The organism is Variovorax sp. P1_H12_2 (assembly GCF_056405335.1).
Genome location: NZ_JBFUCI010000101.1, coordinates 1 through 16,899, shown reverse-complemented (window position 1 = coordinate 16,899; position 16,899 = coordinate 1). Strand labels below are relative to the sequence as shown.

Annotated in this window: 17 protein-coding genes; 14 read left to right on the top strand and 3 right to left on the bottom strand. The window is 67.1% G+C overall.

Annotation, left to right across the window (positions count from 1 at the left end):
* A partial coding sequence (locus tag AC1D2K_RS12835) for a protein-methionine-sulfoxide reductase heme-binding subunit MsrQ (RefSeq protein WP_478089216.1) occupies positions 1–545 on the top strand: 545 nt, incomplete at its 5' end.
* Between the two features lie 18 nt (positions 546–563).
* On the opposite strand, the gene lysA is transcribed toward AC1D2K_RS12835, so the two are convergent.
* Positions 564–1,847 (bottom strand): diaminopimelate decarboxylase, encoded by a 1,284-nt coding sequence (gene lysA / locus AC1D2K_RS12830; protein WP_478089215.1) that lies wholly within the window; start codon positions 1,845–1,847, stop codon positions 564–566.
* The gene (lptM, locus tag AC1D2K_RS12825) at positions 1,844–2,080 is read right to left on the bottom strand and encodes an LPS translocon maturation chaperone LptM (protein WP_478089214.1); all 237 of its coding nucleotides are present in this window, start codon (positions 2,078–2,080) and stop codon (positions 1,844–1,846) included. Before lptM ends, lysA begins: the two co-directional genes overlap by 4 nt.
* 12 nt (positions 2,081–2,092) lie before the next feature.
* On the opposite strand from lptM, the gene cyaY reads away from it, so the two are divergent.
* A complete protein-coding gene (gene cyaY, locus AC1D2K_RS12820; RefSeq protein ID WP_478089213.1) occupies positions 2,093–2,425 on the top strand; it encodes an iron donor protein CyaY in 333 nt (110 codons plus the stop codon).
* A gap of 222 nt (positions 2,426–2,647) precedes the next feature.
* Here the strand turns inward: cyaY and AC1D2K_RS12815 are convergent, their stop codons facing one another.
* Positions 2,648–5,050, bottom strand: a complete 2,403-nt coding sequence (locus AC1D2K_RS12815; protein ID WP_478089212.1) for a penicillin-binding protein 1A — start codon at positions 5,048–5,050, stop codon at positions 2,648–2,650.
* A 241-nt stretch (positions 5,051–5,291) separates the two neighbouring features.
* On the opposite strand from AC1D2K_RS12815, the gene AC1D2K_RS12810 reads away from it, so the two are divergent.
* From AC1D2K_RS12810 to AC1D2K_RS12755, 12 genes are read left to right on the top strand one after another with little or no spacing between them, the layout of a single operon-like run.
* A complete protein-coding gene (locus AC1D2K_RS12810; protein WP_442284757.1) occupies positions 5,292–6,371 on the top strand; it encodes a pilus assembly protein PilM in 1,080 nt (359 codons plus the stop codon).
* Positions 6,368–6,979, top strand: a complete 612-nt coding sequence (locus AC1D2K_RS12805; protein WP_478089211.1) for a PilN domain-containing protein — start codon at positions 6,368–6,370, stop codon at positions 6,977–6,979. The genes AC1D2K_RS12810 and AC1D2K_RS12805 overlap by 4 nt, the downstream gene beginning before the upstream one ends.
* 6 nt (positions 6,980–6,985) lie before the next feature.
* Positions 6,986–7,654, top strand: a complete 669-nt coding sequence (locus AC1D2K_RS12800; protein ID WP_478089210.1) for a type IV pilus inner membrane component PilO — start codon at positions 6,986–6,988, stop codon at positions 7,652–7,654.
* A complete protein-coding gene (locus tag AC1D2K_RS12795; protein ID WP_478089209.1) occupies positions 7,651–8,190 on the top strand; it encodes a pilus assembly protein PilP in 540 nt (179 codons plus the stop codon). Before AC1D2K_RS12800 ends, AC1D2K_RS12795 begins: the two co-directional genes overlap by 4 nt.
* Positions 8,187–10,310 (top strand): type IV pilus secretin PilQ, encoded by a 2,124-nt coding sequence (locus AC1D2K_RS12790; RefSeq protein WP_478089208.1) that lies wholly within the window; start codon positions 8,187–8,189, stop codon positions 10,308–10,310. Before AC1D2K_RS12795 ends, AC1D2K_RS12790 begins: the two co-directional genes overlap by 4 nt.
* Before the next feature lie 23 nt (positions 10,311–10,333).
* Entirely contained in the window at positions 10,334–10,879 is a 546-nt protein-coding gene (locus tag AC1D2K_RS12785) for a shikimate kinase (protein WP_478089207.1), read from the top strand.
* 36 nt (positions 10,880–10,915) lie between these two features.
* A complete protein-coding gene (aroB, locus tag AC1D2K_RS12780) occupies positions 10,916–12,025 on the top strand; it encodes a 3-dehydroquinate synthase (protein WP_478089206.1) in 1,110 nt (369 codons plus the stop codon).
* A gap of 1 nt (position 12,026) precedes the next feature.
* The gene (locus AC1D2K_RS12775; protein WP_478089205.1) at positions 12,027–13,157 is read left to right on the top strand and encodes a deoxyguanosinetriphosphate triphosphohydrolase; all 1,131 of its coding nucleotides are present in this window, start codon (positions 12,027–12,029) and stop codon (positions 13,155–13,157) included.
* 11 nt (positions 13,158–13,168) lie between these two features.
* Positions 13,169–14,416 carry an MFS transporter gene (locus AC1D2K_RS12770; protein ID WP_478089204.1) on the top strand — a complete coding sequence of 416 codons (1,248 nt, stop codon included), beginning with the start codon at positions 13,169–13,171 and terminating at the stop codon, positions 14,414–14,416.
* Complete coding sequence (locus tag AC1D2K_RS12765; RefSeq protein ID WP_478089203.1) at positions 14,413–14,985, top strand: DUF1415 domain-containing protein; 573 nt, start codon at positions 14,413–14,415, stop codon at positions 14,983–14,985. The genes AC1D2K_RS12770 and AC1D2K_RS12765 overlap by 4 nt, the downstream gene beginning before the upstream one ends.
* A gap of 58 nt (positions 14,986–15,043) precedes the next feature.
* On the top strand, positions 15,044–15,904 hold the full coding sequence (locus AC1D2K_RS12760) for a class I SAM-dependent methyltransferase (protein WP_478089202.1): 861 nt from the start codon (positions 15,044–15,046) through the stop codon (positions 15,902–15,904).
* A 27-nt stretch (positions 15,905–15,931) separates the two neighbouring features.
* On the top strand, positions 15,932–16,627 hold the full coding sequence (locus AC1D2K_RS12755; protein ID WP_478089201.1) for a transposase: 696 nt from the start codon (positions 15,932–15,934) through the stop codon (positions 16,625–16,627).
* Positions 16,628–16,899 lie beyond the last annotated feature (272 nt).

Below are 16,899 nucleotides of genomic sequence, written 5' to 3'. Positions count from 1 at the left end.
GCGCCAATCCGGCCGAGTACCTGATCCGCTCGGCCGGCGACTGGACCTTGCGCTTCATCTGCATCGTGCTGGCGGTCACACCGCTGCGGGTCATCGGCAAGGTCAATGCGCTGGCGCGCTTTCGCCGCATGCTGGGGCTGTTCGCCTATTTCTATGTGGTGGTGCACCTGCTGAGCTACGCCTGGTTCGACATGGGCTTCGAGTTCGCCGACATCGCCAAGGACATCGCCAAGCGGCCGTTCATCCTGGTCGGTTTCTCGGCTTTCGTGCTGCTCACGCCGCTGGCCGCCACGTCGTTCAACCGCGCCATCAAGGCGCTGGGCGCGAAGCGCTGGCAGGCGCTGCACAAGCTGGTCTATGGGATCGCCGGCCTGGGCCTGCTGCACTTCTTCTGGATGCGTGCGGGCAAGAACAACTTCGCCGAAGTGTTCGTGTATGCCGCGATCGTCGGGCTGCTGCTCGGCTGGCGCGCATGGAACTTCGCGCGCAACAGGAATAAGCAGGCGCGGCCGATGGCTTCGGCGCGCACCCAGCTCAGCAAGTGATCCGGCGGCGCCTGCCGCTCAGGCGCCCGGTTGCTCGCTGCGCAGTTGGTCCTCGATCGTCTCGCGGCGGCGGATCAGCGTCGCCTGGGTGCCGCTGACCAGCACTTCCGCGGCTCGTCCGCGGGTGTTGTAGTTGCTCGCCATCGCCATGCAGTAGGCGCCCGCGGAGAGCACGGCGAGCCGATCGCCGGGTGCCACTTGAAGCACGCGATCGCGGCCGATCCAGTCGCCGCTTTCGCAGACCGGGCCGACCACGTCGTAGGTGGTGGCCTCGGCCTGGCGCTCGGCCAGCGGAACGATCTGGTGGAAGGCCTGGTACATGGCCGGCCGCGGCAGGTCGTTCATGGCCGCATCGACGATGCAGAAGTTCTTTTCCTCGCCGGGCTTGAGGTAGAGCACCTCGGTCACGCAGACACCCGCGTTGCCGACCAGCGAGCGTCCCGGCTCGACGATCAGCCGGCGCCGACCGAAGCCGCGCGCATCGAGGCGCGCGAGCAGTTGCTGCCAGAGCGCATCGGCGGCCGGCGGGGTATCGCCGTTGTRGTCGATGCCCAGGCCGCCGCCGAAGTCGAGGTGGTGCAGCGGGATGCCGGCCGCCTCGATCGCCTCGACCAGGTCGAGCACGCGCTCGAGTGCCTCGAGGTAGGGCGAGGCATCGGTGATCTGGGAGCCGATGTGGCAGTCGATGCCGACCACCTGCAGGCCCTGCAAGGAAGCCGCGTGCCGGTAGATCGCGACCGCGCGGTCGTGCGCCACGCCGAACTTGTTGCCCTTGAGGCCGGTCGAGATGTACGGATGCGTCTTCGGGTCGACGTTGGGATTGATGCGGATGCTGACCGCCGCGCGGCGGCCTTCCTCGAGCGCGACGGCGTTGAGCACGTCGAGCTCGGCTTCGCTCTCGACGTTGAAGCAGCCGATGCCGGCCGCCAGCGCCTGGCGCATCTCGGCGCGGGTCTTGCCCACGCCCGAGAAGATCACCTTGGCCGGATCGGCGCCGGCCGCGAGCACGCGCGCCAGTTCGCCGCCCGAGACGATGTCGAAGCCGCAGCCGGCCTCGGCGAAGACGCGCAGCACGCCGAGCGAGGAATTGGCCTTGATGGCATAGCAGACCAGGGCGTCGCGGCCCTCGAAACCGCGCTGGTAGGCGGCCAGCGCGTCCAGCATCCATTGCTTCGAGTAGACGAAGAGGGGGGTGCCGTAGGCCTGCGCGAGTTCGGACAGCGGCTGGCCCTCGATCTGCAGCACGCCGTCCTTGTGCGCGATGTGGGGGTGGCCGGGAAGCCTTGCGACCGTGTGGTTCACTTCGTGCCTCCGGCGGGCGCGCTGCTGGCTGCCGCTGGCGGCGGGACGGCGGGGGAGTCGGTGGCCGCGGAGGCGGGCGGGGTGGGCAGCAGCAAGCYGGGCAGCGTGGCGCGGTCCTTGGCGACCGGATCGGTGGGCAGATACAGCCCGCCCTTTTGACCGCAGGCCGTCAGGCCGACCCCAACGAGCGCGAGGCCAACGGCGCTCACTAGAATTTGGCGAACATTCAACATGGCGAAATTGTAATGACCGACCCCGAGTACATGGACCGCGCAGAAGCTGCGCTGGCAGCGATCGAGCGCGGCTGCGACCGCATCAACGACGCGACCGACGCCGATATCGACAACCAGCGCGTCGGGGGGATGATCACCATCACGTTCCGCAACGAAAGCCAGTTGATCATCAACCTGCAAAAGCCGCTGCAGGAAATATGGCTCGCGGCCCGCTCCGGCGGCTACCACTACCGGCACGACGGCCAGTCCTGGGTCGACACCAAGACCGGCGAGGAATTCTTCGGCAACCTGTCGCGCGAAGCCACGCGGCAGGCCGGCCAGCCGCTCGAATTCCCGCCAGCTTAAGCCCCGGCCGGCGTAGCCCGGCCTGTTGGTGAAACACCGCGGAACCGGCTTTGCCGGGCCGCCGGTGTTGCCCCCGGCAGGGGGTGGGCGGGCTACACGMAGTGAGCCCAACCTGGGGGCGAGCAACAGTSCYACCGCGGAACCGGCTWKGCCGGGCCGCTGGTGTTGCCCCCGGCAGGGGGTGGGAGCCCGACACGCAGTGCGGGCGACCTGGGGGCGAGCCTAGTTCCTGAAGAGGTCCAGGATCCGACTGCGTTCCTCGACCGGCGCCGGCGCGCTGATCGGTGGCGCCGCAATGGCCTCCGCCGGCTGCGTCGGCCCGCCGTCCACGCCCAGGGCCGCGACGCCGCGTCCCGGCGCATAGTCGTCGTAGTACCACTCGCCGCCGACATTCACCACGCCCGAAGGCGCAGGCACTTCGGCCACCGGAACGCCCTTGATCGCGGTCTCCATGAAGTTGATCCAGATCGGCAGGCTCAGGCCGCCGCCGGTCTCGCGGTCGCCGAGCTTGCGCGGCGTGTCGTAGCCCATCCAGGCCACCGCCGCCATGGTCGGCTGGAAGCCCGCGAACCAGGCGTCGAGCGAATCGTTGGTGGTGCCGGTCTTGCCGTAGATGTCGGTGCGCTTGAGCGTGGCTTGCGCCTTGGCCGCGGTGCCGCCGCTGGCCACCGATTGCAGCAGGCTGGCCATCAGGAAGGCATTGCGCTGCGGCACCGCGCGCAAGGTCTCGTTGAGCAGGGGCGGCTGCTTGTCGACCAGCACCTTGTCCTTGTGGTCGGTCACCCGCGTCACGAGGTACGGATTGACGCGGTAGCCGCCGTTGGCGAACACCGAATACGCGGTCGCCATCTGCATCGGCGTGACCGAGCCGGCGCCCAGCGCCATCGGCAGGTAGGCCGGGTGTTTTTCGCGCTCGAAGCCGAAGTTGGTGACCCAGTCCTGTGCGTAGCGCGTGCCGATCGATTGCAGGATGCGGATCGACACCATGTTCTTGGACTTCATCAGCGCGCGGCGCATCGGCATCGGCCCTTCGAAATTGCCGTCGTAGTTCTTCGGCTCCCAGGGCTGGCCGCCGGTGGTGCCGGCGTCGAAGAAAAGCGGCCCATCGTTGATCACGGTGCTGGGCGTGAAGCCCTTCTCGAGCGCGGCCGAATAGATGAAGGGCTTGAAGCTCGAGCCCGGCTGGCGCCAGGCCTGCGTGACGTGGTTGAACTTGTTCTTGTCGAAATCGAAGCCGCCGACCATGGCCTTGATCGCGCCGTCGCGCGGGTCCATCGCGACGAAGGCGCCTTCCACTTCKGGCAGCTGGGTGATTTCCCAGGCCCCCTTGGGCGTCTTGACGACCCGGATCACCGCGCCGCGGCGGATCCTGATGTTCGGCGGCGCCTTGTCCGAGAGGCCGGACTGCGCCGGCTTCAGGCCTTCGCCGGTGATCATCACGCTGTCGCCGTTGCCGCGCACCGCCTCGATCTCCTTGGGACCGGCCTTCAGCACCACCGCCGACATCACGTCGCCGTTGTCGGGATGCTCGCCCAGCGCGTCGTCGACCGCCTCGTCCAGCTCCTTGGGGGAGGCCGGCAGGTCGACGAACTTCTCGGGGCCGCGGTAGATCTGGCGGCGCTCGTAGTCCATGATGCCTTTGCGCAGCGCCCGGTAGGCCGCCGCCTGGTCGGCCGCGACCAGCGTGGTGTAGACCTTGAGGCCGCGCGTGTAGGTGCTGTCGCCATACTGCGCGTACATCAGCTGGCGCACGGTTTCGGCCACGTATTCGGCGTGCAGGCGCGTCGGATCGGCGGCGTCGCGCAGCTGCAGTTCTTCCTTGCGGGCTTCGGCGGCCTGCTCGGCGGTGATGAAGCCGGCCTCCTGCATGCGGTCGATCACGTACTGCTGGCGCCCGCGCGCGCGGGCCGGATTGTTGACCGGGTTGTTGGCGCCCGGCGCCTTCGGCAGGCCGGCCAGCATCGCCGCCTGGGCGATCGTGATGTCCTGCAGGGGCTTGCCGAAGTAGGCCTCGGAGGCCGCCGCGAATCCGTAGGCCCGGTTGCCCAGGTAGATCTGGTTCAGGTAGATCTCGAAGATCTGGTCCTTCGTCAGCAGGTGCTCCAGCTTGAAGGTCAGGAGCACTTCATAGATCTTGCGGGTCAGCGTCTTTTCCGAGCTCAGGTAGACGTTGCGCGCCACCTGCATCGTGATGGTCGAGGCACCCTGGCTCTTGGCGCGGTTCATGTTCGCGATGCCCGCGCGCAGCATGCCCTTGTAGTCGACGCCGCCATGGTCGTAGAAGCGGGCATCCTCGGCCGCCAGCACGGCATCCTTCACCACCTTCGGAATGGTCGCGATGGGCGTCAGGTTGCGACGCTCCTCGCCGAACTCGCCGATCAGGATCCCTTCGGCCGAAAACACCCGCAGCGGCAGCTTGGGCCGATAGTCCGCGAGCTCGGAAATGTCCGGCAGGTTCGGGTAGGCGACCGCGAGTGCCACGGCGATCACGCAGAGCAGGGCGAGCCCACCGGCCGCGACGATCCCGAGGCTCCACAAGATGAACCGGAGCAACCATGTCAGCCAGGCCGGGCGTTTGGGAGCGTGAGCCTTGGCAGGCCCTTTGGGTCGAGAGGTTTCGGGCATTGAGGCTGTCAGAGTCTGCGCGCATTATAAAAACGCCCCGCTTCAGGACGGAGCGTCGGTAGCAGTTAGGACCCAAGTACTCCTATTTGTGACGTAAGTTGCAGTTCAGAACAGTGACGTCGACTTTTGACAACGATTGCTCACGCCCTGGAGATTCGGCGCTTGGTTGGGCTCGCACCTTGCTGCTAGCATGCAACCACACGCAAATATTTCCAATCGTTACAAACGGATGGGATCGAACTTGACTGCTCTCGGATCGTTGTTTCGCCGCCAGCCCGCGCCCCTGCTCGGGTTGGACGTCAGTTCGTCCAGCGTGAAGCTGGTCGAGCTGGGCCGTGACGCGAGCGGCAAGCTCGTGCTCGAGCGCTGCGCCATCGAGCCCCTCGAGCGCGGCTGGATCACCGACGGCAATGTCGAGAAGTTCGACGAGGTGGCGGAGGCCGTGCGGCGCGTGGTCCGCAAGAGCGGCACGCGCACCAAGAACGTCGCCCTGGCCCTGCCGCCGTCGGCCGTGATCACCAAGAAGATCGTGCTGCCCGGCGGCATGAGCGAGCAGGAGCTCGAGATCCAGGTCGAGTCCGAAGCCAATCAATACATTCCGTTCTCGCTGGACGAAGTCAGTCTCGACTTTTGCGTCATCGGACAGAGCGCCAGCTCGGCCGGCGACGTCGAGGTGCTGATCGCTGCCTCACGCAAGGAGAAGGTGCAGGACCGCCAGGGCCTGGCCGAAGCCTCGGGCCTCAAGGCCGTGATCCTGGACGTCGAGTCCTATGCCTCGCGGCTCGCCACTTCGCGCCTGATCGAGCTGCTTCCCGGCCAGGGCCAGGATGCGGTCGTTGCCCTGTTCGAGGTCGGTGCGTTCACCACCAGCATGCAGGTGCTGCGCAACCAGGAAGTGCTCTACGACCGCGACCAGGCCTTCGGCGGGGCGCAGCTGACCCAGCTGATCGTTCGGCAGTATGGCTTTTCGGTCGAAGAGGCCGAGGTCAAGAAGCGCAGCGGGGAACTTCCCGACGATTACGGCGCGGGCGTGCTCAAGCCCTTCGTCGCCAGCATCGCGCAGGAAATCGCCAGGGCGCTGCAGTTCTTCTTCACCAGCACGCCGCACAACCGTGTCGACTACGTGCTGCTGGCGGGCGGCTCGGCGGCGCTTCCCGGCCTCACCAGCGCCGTGACGCGCCAGACTTCGTTCGCCTGTTCACTGGTGAATCCGTTCGATGGCATGGAGATCGGCAGCGGCATCCGGGAGAAGAAGGTGCGGCGCGAAGCGCCGTCCTACCTCACCTCTTGCGGACTGGCCATGCGGAGGTTCTTGCAGTGATCCTGATCAATCTGCTCCCGCACCGGGAAGCGGCCCGCAAGCGTCGGCGTGAGACCTTCTACGTCACGCTGGGCCTTTCCGCGGTGCTGGGCTGCGTCATCGCCGGCGCCGCGTTTCTGTGGTTCGAAGCCCAGATTTCGGGTCAGCAGGCGAAGAACACGATGCTCAAGACCGAGATCGCCAAGCTCGAGATCGAGATCAAGGAGATCTCCACCCTGCAGGCTGAAATCGCGGCCCTGCGTGCGCGCCAGCAGGCGGTCGAGGATCTGCAGGGCGATCGCAACCTGCCGGTGCACCTGCTCAACGAACTGGTGCGGCAGTTGCCTGACGGCGTCTACATCACGAGCATGAAGCAGGAGAACCAGACGGTCACGCTGCAAGGCATGGCGCAGTCGAACGAGCGAGTCTCCGAGCTGCTGCGCAACCTGGGCAACAGCAGTCCCTGGCTGGTCAAGCCGGAGCTGATCGAGATCACCTCGGCGACCGTGAACCTGACGCCACGCGACCAGCGGCGGGTCGCCAACTTCAAGATGCGCATTGGTCTCAAGCGGCCGACCGACGCCCAGAAACCCGGCGCCGTGCCGGCACAAGTCAAGGCGAAGGGGTAAGCGCTCATGGCAAAGAAACGCTCCTCCTTCGACCTGGCGCTGAGCCTGCGGCGCTTCGGCCAGCAGTTCCAGGGACTGAACCCCAACGACCCTTCGGTCTGGCCGCCGGTGCCACGCTACGCCTTGTGCGTTGCGGTCGCCGCCGCGGTTCTTGTTGCGCTGTGGTTCGTCTGGCTCACCAATTCGAACGACGAACTCGATGCCGAGCGCGCCAAGGAAGTGACGCTCAGGGCGGACTACCAGAAGAAGGTGGCGCAGGCCGCCAATCTCGATCTGCTGAAGAAGCAGCGCGAACAGGTCCAGCAGTTCGTCACGGTGCTCGAGAAGCAGCTGCCGAGCAAGGCCGAAATGGATGCGCTGCTGTCCGACATCAACCAGGCCGGGCTCGGCCGCAGCCTGCAGTTCGAGCTGTTCCGACCGGGTCAGGTCTTGGTCAAGGACTACTACGCGGAGCTTCCGATCGCGGTGCGCGTGACGGGCCGCTACCACGACATGGGCGCCTTCGCCGCCGACATCGCGAATCTGTCGCGGATCGTGACCTTGAACAATCTCTCGGTGGCGCCGCAGAAGGACGGGGTGCTGGTCATGGATGCCACGGCGCGGACCTATCGCTATCTGGACGAGGAAGAGCAGAACATGCAGCGCGCCGCGGCCGCGGGGGCGAAGAAGAAATGAGGGCGCTCAGCTTACTGGTGCTTGCGGCCGCAGCGGTGGGCCTGACCGGCTGCATCGGTTCGGAACAGGAAGACCTCCAGCGTTGGATGGCCGAACAGCGCGCGCAGGTGAAGCCCAGCGTGCCCCCGATCACGGAACCGAAGAAGTTCACGCCGCAGGCCTACAGCGAGAGCGCCGCCTTCGACCCCTTCAACATGCAGAAGCTGACGCAGGCGCTGCGGCGCGATTCGGCCCAGCCCAGCAGCTCGGGCCTGATTGCCCCCGAACTGGCGCGGCGCAAGGAAGCGCTCGAGGCCTTCCCGCTCGATTCGATGGCGATGGTCGGAAGCCTGAGCCGCAACGGCCAGCCCGTGGCGCTCATCAGCGTCGACAAGCTGCTCTACCAGGTGCGGGTCGGCAACTATCTGGGACTCAACTACGGGCTCATCACCCGTATCAGCGAAACCGAACTCGGCTTGCGTGAAATCGTGCAGGACGCCGCCGGTGAATGGATCGAACGCGTGGCGACGCTGCAGTTGCAAGAGAGGTCGAAATGAAACTACAAAAATCAATGCTGGCGCAGTGGCTGCGCGTCGCCGGCGCGGCGCTCGTGGCGTTCGGCGCGGCGGCCGTCGTGCATGCCCAGAATGCGATCGAATCCGTCACGAGCTCGATGCAGTCCGGCGCAGAGGTGATCCGGGTCGATTTCACCCAGCCACTCGCCGCGGCGCCGACCGGCTTCGCGATCCAGTCGCCGGCCCGCGTCGCACTCGATTTCCCGGGTGTCACCAATTCCATCGGACGCAACGCGATCGAGATCAACCAGGGCAACCTGCGCTCGGTCAACGTGGTCCAGGCCGGCGAACGCACCCGCCTGGTGTTGAACCTCAAGCAGGCGACTGCCTACAAAACCGAGATCCAGGGCAAGTCGCTGCTGGTCTCGCTGGAGCCGGTGGCCGGCGCGGCGCTGGTGGCCTCGGCCCAATCGGCCTTCGCCGAGAACCGCAACCGCGACATGCTGCCGCTGCGCGATGTCGATTTCCGCCTCGGCAGCGACAACACCGGCCGCGTGATCGTCGACCTGGCCAACAACCAGGTGGGTGTCGACATCCGCCAGCAAGGCAAGAACCTGGTGGTGGAATTCACCAAGTCGACCTTGCCCGAAGGCCTGCGCCGCCGCCTCGACGTGTCCGATTTCGGCACGCCCGTGCAACTCGTGACCACCCAGCAGGTCGGTGACCGCGTCCGGATGGTGATCGAGCCCCGCGGTGAGTGGGAGCACAGCGCCTACCAGAGCGAGAACCAGTTCGTGGTCGAAGTGCGGCCGCGCAAGATCGATCCGACCAAGCTGACGCAGGGCGTGGGCTACAACGGCGAGAAGCTGTCGCTGAACTTCCAGAACATCGAGGTGCGCTCGCTGCTGCAGGTGATCGCCGACTTCACGAACTTCAACATCGTGACTTCCGACTCGGTCACCGGTTCGCTGACGCTGCGCTTGAAGGATGTGCCCTGGGACCAGGCGCTGGACATCATCCTGCAGGCCAAGAACCTCGGCATGCGCAAGAACGGCAGCGTGCTGTGGATCGCGCCCAAGGACGAGATCAACGCCAAGGAAAAGATGGAGTTCGAGGCCCAGGCCGCGATCCAGAACCTGGAGCCGCTGCGTACCCAGTCCTTCCAGCTCAACTACACGAAGGCACTGCAGATCGCCGCAGGCCTGACCGGCACCGGCGCCTCCGCCGGCGGCGGCGGTGGTGGCGGCGCCGGCACGGCGACCCGGATCCTGAGCCCGCGCGGCAGCGTGATCGCGGAAGCGCGTACCAACCAGTTGTTCGTGTCGGACATCCCGTCTCRCCTGGTGCAGGTGGCCGAGCTGATCCAGAAGCTGGACATCCCGGTGCGCCAGGTCCTGATCGAGGCGCGCATCGTCGAAGCGGCAGATACGTTCGGCAAGTCGCTGGGCGTGAGGCTGGGCGGCGGCGTGTTGAACAACAACAATGCGATCGGGCCGACGGTTTTCGTTCCCGGAACTGCGAACACGGCGGCGAACATCATCTCGACCCCGACCGGCAGCAACTTCGTCAATCTGCCATCGACCGGTGTCACGGGCAACGGCAGCGCGCCGGGCACGTTCGCGATTTCGCTGTTCAATTCCAGCTTGTCCCGCATCCTGAACCTCGAGATTTCCGCCCTCGAAGCCGACGGCAAGGGCAAGGTGGTGTCGAGCCCGCGCGTCGTGACGGCCGACCAGACCAAGGCCTTGATCGAGCAGGGCACGGAGTTGCCCTACCAGGTCGCGACCTCCAGCGGCGCCACCTCGATCGCGTTCCGCAAGGCCAACCTGAAGCTCGAGGTGACCCCGCAGATCACGCCCGAGGGCAACATCATCCTGACGCTCGACGTCAACAAGGACACGGTGGGACGGCCGACCACGGCCGGCTTCGCGATCGACACCAAGCACGTGCAAACCGAGGTGCTGGTCGAGAACGGCGGGACGGTCGTCATTGGTGGTATCTTCGAACTCACTGAATCCAATGACGAGTCGCGCATCCCGGTGCTCGGTGAAGTGCCTTATCTCGGGGCACTGTTCCGGACGCGCACTCGCACTGCCAACAAAACTGAAATGCTCGTCTTCATCACCCCGAAAATGATCACCGACCGCAACGCTGCGCGTTGAACGCGCAGCGTTCGTAGCTTCGCATGGCGGTCGCACTCGTCGGCTTGCCCGGCGCCGGAAAATCCGCGATTGGCCGGCGTCTGGCGCAGCGCCTGCAGCTTCCCTTCATCGACAGCGATCATGTGATCGAGGATCGGCTCGGCTGTTCGATCCGCGACTACTTCGAACGCGAGGGGGAGGCCAGTTTCCGGGATCTCGAGCAGTCGGTCATCGCCGAACTGGCGGCGGCGCCCCACGGCGTGGTGGCCACCGGCGGCGGCTGCGTGTTGCGGGAGGCCAATCGGCAAACCCTGCGCGCCAACTTCCATGTGCTCTACCTGCGCTCGACGCCCGAGGATGTGTTCCGGCGGCTGCGCCACGACGTCAAGCGGCCACTGCTGCAGGTGGCCGACCCGCTGGGCCGCTTGCGCGAGCTCCATGAGGCGCGCGATCCGCTCTACCGTGAGACGGCCCACGAGATCGTCGAGACCGGCCGGCCGTCGATCGCGATGCTGGTCAACATCATCGTGATGCAGCTCGAGCTCGCCGGGGTCGTGGTGCCCGACGCCAAGGGACATCCGGTCGACTGACCCGGGGCCAGTCGGCGTGCACCTAAACTCGGGGGCATGCCATTGCCCGTTCTGCCCGTCCCCCCTCAACATGTCGAGATCCAGCTCGGCGAGCGCAGCTACCAGATCCTGATCGGCAGCGAGCTGCTCGGCGATGCACGCAGTTTCGCGGCCGTGCCGGCGGCTGCCAGCGCCCTGATCGTCACCAACACCACCGTGGCGCCACTCTATGCGGCAGCCCTGCAAAAGGCGCTGGCTGGCCGCTACCGCGAAGTGCACGTGCTCGAACTGCCCGACGGCGAGGCCCACAAGGACTGGCAGACCCTGAACCTGATCTTCGATGCGCTGCTGGCCCGAGGCAGCGACCGCAAGACGGTGCTGTTCGCGCTCGGCGGTGGCGTGGTGGGCGACATGACCGGTTTCGCCGCCGCCAGCTACATGCGTGGCGTGCCTTTCGTGCAGGTGCCGACGACGCTGCTGGCGCAGGTCGATTCGTCGGTTGGCGGCAAGACCGCAATCAATCATCCCCTGGGCAAGAACATGATCGGCGCCTTCTACCAGCCCCAACTGGTGCTGTGCGACCTGGCGACGCTGGCCACGCTGCCGCCGCGCGAACTCAGCGCCGGGCTGGCCGAGGTCATCAAGTACGGCCCGATCTACGACATGGACTTCCTGGCCTGGATCGAGGACCACATCGATGCACTGATCGCCCGCGAGCCCACCGCGCTGGCGCACGCGGTCAAGCGCAGCTGCGAGATCAAGGCCGAGGTCGTGGGCCAGGACGAGCGTGAAGCCGGCCTGCGCGCGATCCTCAATTTCGGCCACACCTTCGGCCACGCGATCGAGTCGGGGCTCGGCTATGGCGAGTGGCTGCACGGCGAGGCGGTCGGCTGCGGCATGGTCATGGCGGCGCATCTGTCGCAGCGGCTCGGCGGCATCGACGCCGCCTTCGTCGCGCGGCTGACGACACTGGTTCGTCGCGCCGGCCTTCCGGTCACCGCGCCGGCGCTCGGGGCCGAGCGCTACCTTGAGCTGATGCGCGTCGACAAGAAATCGGAAGCCGGCGAGATCCGTTTCGTGGTCATCGACAAACCGGGCTCGGCGGTGGTGCGCAGCGCGCCCGATGCGATGGTGCGCGAAGTCCTGGCGCATTGTTGCGTGGCCTGACATGAGCCTCGCGCCCTATGCCTGCGACCCCGCGCGCTCGCGCGGCCGGCGCCATCCCGAGGTGCCGGCGCCGACGCGCGACGCCTTCCAGCGCGACCGCGACCGGATCGTTCATTCGACCGCCTTCCGGCGCCTGGTCTACAAGACCCAGGTCTTCCTGAACCACGAAGGTGACCTGTTTCGGACCCGGCTCACGCATTCGCTCGAGGTCGCCCAATTGGGCCGTTCGATCGCGCGGGCGCTCCGGCTCAACGAGGACCTGGTCGAGGCGATCGCGCTGGCCCACGACCTGGGCCACACCCCTTTCGGCCATGCGGGCCAGGACGCGCTCGATGCCTGCATGCAGGGCCACGGCGGCTTCGAGCACAACCTGCAGAGCCTGCGCGTGGTCGACGAACTCGAGCATCGCTACCCGCAGTACGACGGCCTCAACCTGAGTTTCGAAACCCGCGAGGGCATTCTCAAGCACTGCTCGCGCGCCAACGCCGAACGCATCGAGGCCGAGGAGCCGGGCGGGGTGGGGCGGCGCTTCTGCGACCGCACCCAGCCCGGGCTCGAGGCGCAGCTGTGCAACCTGGCGGACGAGATCGCCTACAACGCGCACGACATCGACGACGGCGTCCGGTCGGGGCTGATCGGTATCGATCATCTCGGCGAGGTCGACCTGTTCGATCGGCATCGGCGCGAGGCCTTGGCCGAGCATCCCGGCCTGCAGGGGCGACGGGTGCTGTACGAAACCATTCGCCGGATGCTCAGCGCGCAGGTCTACGACGTCATCGACGCCACCCGCAGTGCGCTCGAATCGACCGCGCCGGCGGATGCGGACGCGGTGCGCCGAAGCGCGCCGCTGGTGCTTTTCAGCGCCCGCATGCGCGTGGAGTCCTCGGATCTCAAGCGCTTCCTGTTTCGCAATCTTTATCGCCACCCCCGAGTGATGCAGACAGCGGACCAGGCCCAGGCCGTCGTGCGTGCGCTGTTCGACGCCTACCTCGACGACGCCGCCCAAATGCCCGAGGCCTTCGCCCAGCGTGCCGACCGCCAGCGAGGCGTCGCGGACTACATCGCCGGCATGACCGACCGGTTCGCGATCCGGGAATACGAGCGCCTCACGGGGCGGCGGTGGGTCGAATGAGCGGACCGTCGATGCATCGGCCCCGGATCCCCGCCGCGGCGCTCGCGGTCGTCGCGGGCGGCGTCGCCGCCGCACTGCACATCGGCAAGCTGCCGCCGGCGGTGCCGGCCCTGCAAGCCACGCTGGGCATTGGCCTGGTGCAGGCGGGGTTCCTGCTGTCGCTGGTGCAGCTGGCGGGCATGACGCTCGGCCTGCTGGTCGGGCTGGCAGCCGACACCATCGGCCTGCGGCGCAGCATGCTGGCCGGACTGATGCTGGTCAGCCTCACGAGTGCGCTGGGAGGCGGGGTAGGGGTCTGGATCGATGACCCGGTCCTTGCGGTCGGCYGGCTGCTCGCCCTGCGCGCGCTCGAGGGCGTCGGCTTCCTGCTGGCCGTGATGCCGGGACCCGGGCTGATCCGCGCGGTGGCCCCTGCCGGCGCGGACAAGAGCGCGATCGGCCTGTGGGGCGCCTACATGCCGTTCGGCGTCGCCCTGGCCTTGCTGCTGGGCCCGGCGTCGATCGCCGGTGCCGGCTGGCCGGGCTGGTGGTGGGCATTGGCGGCGATCTCCGCCGCCGCGGCGGTGGGGGTGGCGCTGGCGGTGCCGCCGGACCGCACCCGTCGGGGCGCGTCGGGCGGTTCGGCCGAGGGGTGGTCGGTGCGACTGCGCGACACCCTGGGCGCGAGCGGGCCCTGGACGCTCGCGCTGGCATTCGCGGTCTATTCCTCGCAATGGATGGCCGTGATCGGCTTCCTGCCTGCCATCTATGCCAGTGCAGGGGTGCCGGCTGGCTGGAATGCGGCGCTCACTGCGCTGGCCGCAGGCGCGAACATCGTCGGCAACGTGGCGGGCGGCCAGCTGCTGCAGCGCGGCATGGCGCCGGTCCGGCTGTTGCGCTGGGGATTTGTCGTGATGGGGCTCGGCAGCGTCGCGGCTTTCGCCGGGATCAGCGCTCCGGAGACGGCCTGGAGCCTGCCGCCGGCACTGCGCTATCTGGCGATCTGCATGTTCTCCCTCGGCGGCGGCGTCGTGCCGGCGACCCTGTTCATGCTCAGCGTGCGGTGCGCGCCCGGCGCTTCCACGGTGTCGACCACCGTGGGCCTGATGCAGCAGGCCTCCTCGTTCGGCCAGTTCGTGGCGCCGCCGGTGGTGGCCTGGCTCGCGCACCGCGTGGGCGGCTGGCAATGGACCTGGATCGTGACCCTGGCGTGTTCGCTCGCGGGCATGGTCCTCGCGGCCCGGCTTTCGCCGTCCGTACCCAAGAGGGGCGCCGCATGACGGACCCTGCAACGGTTTCCGCCGCGCAGGCCGAGGCCGACACCCGGCGCTGGCTCGAACGCGCGGTGATCGGACTCAATCTTTGTCCCTTCGCCAAAGCCGTGCACACGCGCGGCCAGGTCCACTACGCGGCCTTTTTGCAGGATGATGAGTCCGGCCTGATCGAGGCAATGATCCGCGAGGCCGAAGCGCTTGCGGCCTTGGCGCCCTCCGAGCGCGACACCACACTTCTGATGGCACCGAACACCTTGGCCGACTTCCTGGACTTCAACGATTTCACGGCGCGTGCCGAGCGCCGCCTGGCGCGCGCGGGCTTCGACGGGCTTCTGCAACTGGCCAGCTTCCACCCGCGCTTCCAGTTCGGCGGCACCGAGGTCGACGACATCACGAACGCCACCAACCGGGCCCCCTATCCCACGCTGCACCTGCTGCGCGAGGACAGTGTCAGCCGGGCGGTCGACGCCTTTCCGGACGCCGAGGCGATCTTCGGGCGCAACATCGAGACGCTCGAAGCGCTGGGTGCGGCCGGATGGGCGGCGCTGGACGTCGGGCCGGGGAGCGAGCGATGAGCGCCGCGCCGGACCGCTCCGAGCAAGCTCGCACCGCAGTGCGCAGCACGGAGGTTGCATGAGCAAGGCTGCGAAGGCTTCGAAAGCCGAAGCGGAGGTCCTCGGCGAACTGCGGCCGGGCCAGTCGGTCGAGCTGCTCAAGGAACTCCATATCCTCACGCGCGAAGGCCGGCTCAACCAGGATTCGCGCCGCAAGCTCAAGCAGGTCTACCACCTGTTCCAGTTCATCGAGAAGCTGTTGCGCGAGCTGCCGGACGACGGCGCCCAGGCCTCGCTGGCCGACCACGGCGCCGGCAAGTCGTACCTGGGCTTCATCATCTACGACCTGTTCTTCAAGCAGCGCGGCGCGGGCCATGTCTACGGCATCGAGACCCGGGCCGAGCTGGTCGAGAAGTCGCGCACGCTGGCCCAGCGGCTGGGCTTCGATCGCATGGCCTTCCTCAATCTCACGGTGGCCGAATCCGCCAGCGCGGCCGAGCTGCCGCCGCGGATCGACGTCGTGACCGCGCTCCATGCCTGCGACACCGCCACCGACGACGCCATCGCTTTCGGGCTGGCGAAGCAGGCGCGCTTCATGGTGCTGGTGCCTTGCTGCCAGGCCGAGATCGCCGCCTGCCTGCGCCAGACCAAGGCGCTGGCCCTCTCGCGCACGCCGCTGGCGGAGCTGTGGCGCCACCCGTTGCACACGCGCGAGATCGGCAGCCAGCTCACCAATGTGCTGCGCTGCCTGTATCTGGAAGCGAACGGCTATCAGGTCACGGTGACGGAACTCGTGGGCTGGGAGCACAGCATGAAGAACGAGCTGATCATCGCGCGCCACACCGGCCAACGCAAAGCCAGCGCGGCCGAGAGGCTGCGCGAACTGCTCGAGCAGTTCGGGCTCGCGACGCTGCTGGAGACCCGCTTCCGGCTCTCCTGAGCCGCGCACCCCTGCGCCACCTCCGTCATGGCTCGATTGCCCCGTCTCACGCTGGCCGGCCAGCCGCACCACGTGATTCAGCGCGGAAACAACCGCCAGGCCGTGTTTCTCGACCGCGCCGACCGCGAGATGTTCCTGGGGCTCCTGGGAGAGAACGCGGCTCGCTTCGGCATTGCGCTTCACGCCTACGTCTTGATGGACAACCACTTCCATCTGCTGGCCACGCCCTCGACCGCCGACGGCCTGCCGCAGTGGATGCAGGCGGTGGGTCGGCGCTATGTGCGCTACTTCAATGACCGGCACGGGCGCAGCGGCACCTTGTGGGAAGGGCGCTACAAGTCGACGCTGATCCAGACCGACCGCTATTTGCTGGCCTGCATGGCCTACATCGACCTGAACCCGGTGCGCGCCGGCCTGGCGGCCGAGGCGCGCGACTACCCGTGGTCGAGCCACGCGCACTACGCGGGACTCGTGCACGACAAGCTGCTCACGCCGCACGCGCTCTACTGGGCGCTCGGCAACACCCCATTCGCGCGCGAGGCCGCCTATGCCGAAATGGTGCGTGCAGGCATTCCGGCCGCCGCTCAGGCGCTGCTGACCGAGGCGACCCTGCATGGCTGGGCCGTCGGCGATCGCGACTTTGTCGATTCGTTACAAAAAACCACAGGGCGCCGCGCGCTGAAAGCGCGTGCCGGGCGGCCGCCGCTGCCTCATCCGCGTTAATCGACACAGAGAAGTTGCCCGCAGGGACTCGCGGGTGCGCTATTGTTTTTGATGTGTCCCTAATTTTTGACCAATGATTTTTGTCGGAATCTAATTGGAATCTGACCCCAATTAAATGATTTGGCATTATTTGTGCAACGCAATATGCTCCTCTTCCCTGCGAAAACTGAAGGAGCACGCCCATGACGACGGCTGCCGAGATCCAGCATCTCCAAGAACACGGTCTTTATTCCGCCGCTGACGAGCATGACGCCTGCGGCGTCGGCTCTGTC

Coding starts and splice junctions, on each gene's coding strand:
- AC1D2K_RS12775 (WP_478089205.1), top strand. CDS start 12,027: ATGAGCCTCGCGCCCTATGCCTGCGACCCCGCGCGCTCGCGCGGCCGG.
- cyaY (WP_478089213.1), top strand. CDS start 2,093: ATGACCGACCCCGAGTACATGGACCGCGCAGAAGCTGCGCTGGCAGCG.
- AC1D2K_RS12765 (WP_478089203.1), top strand. CDS start 14,413: ATGACGGACCCTGCAACGGTTTCCGCCGCGCAGGCCGAGGCCGACACC.
- aroB (WP_478089206.1), top strand. CDS start 10,916: ATGCCATTGCCCGTTCTGCCCGTCCCCCCTCAACATGTCGAGATCCAG.
- AC1D2K_RS12795 (WP_478089209.1), top strand. CDS start 7,651: ATGAGGGCGCTCAGCTTACTGGTGCTTGCGGCCGCAGCGGTGGGCCTG.
- AC1D2K_RS12785 (WP_478089207.1), top strand. CDS start 10,334: ATGGCGGTCGCACTCGTCGGCTTGCCCGGCGCCGGAAAATCCGCGATT.
- AC1D2K_RS12755 (WP_478089201.1), top strand. CDS start 15,932: ATGGCTCGATTGCCCCGTCTCACGCTGGCCGGCCAGCCGCACCACGTG.
- AC1D2K_RS12800 (WP_478089210.1), top strand. CDS start 6,986: ATGGCAAAGAAACGCTCCTCCTTCGACCTGGCGCTGAGCCTGCGGCGC.
- AC1D2K_RS12760 (WP_478089202.1), top strand. CDS start 15,044: ATGAGCAAGGCTGCGAAGGCTTCGAAAGCCGAAGCGGAGGTCCTCGGC.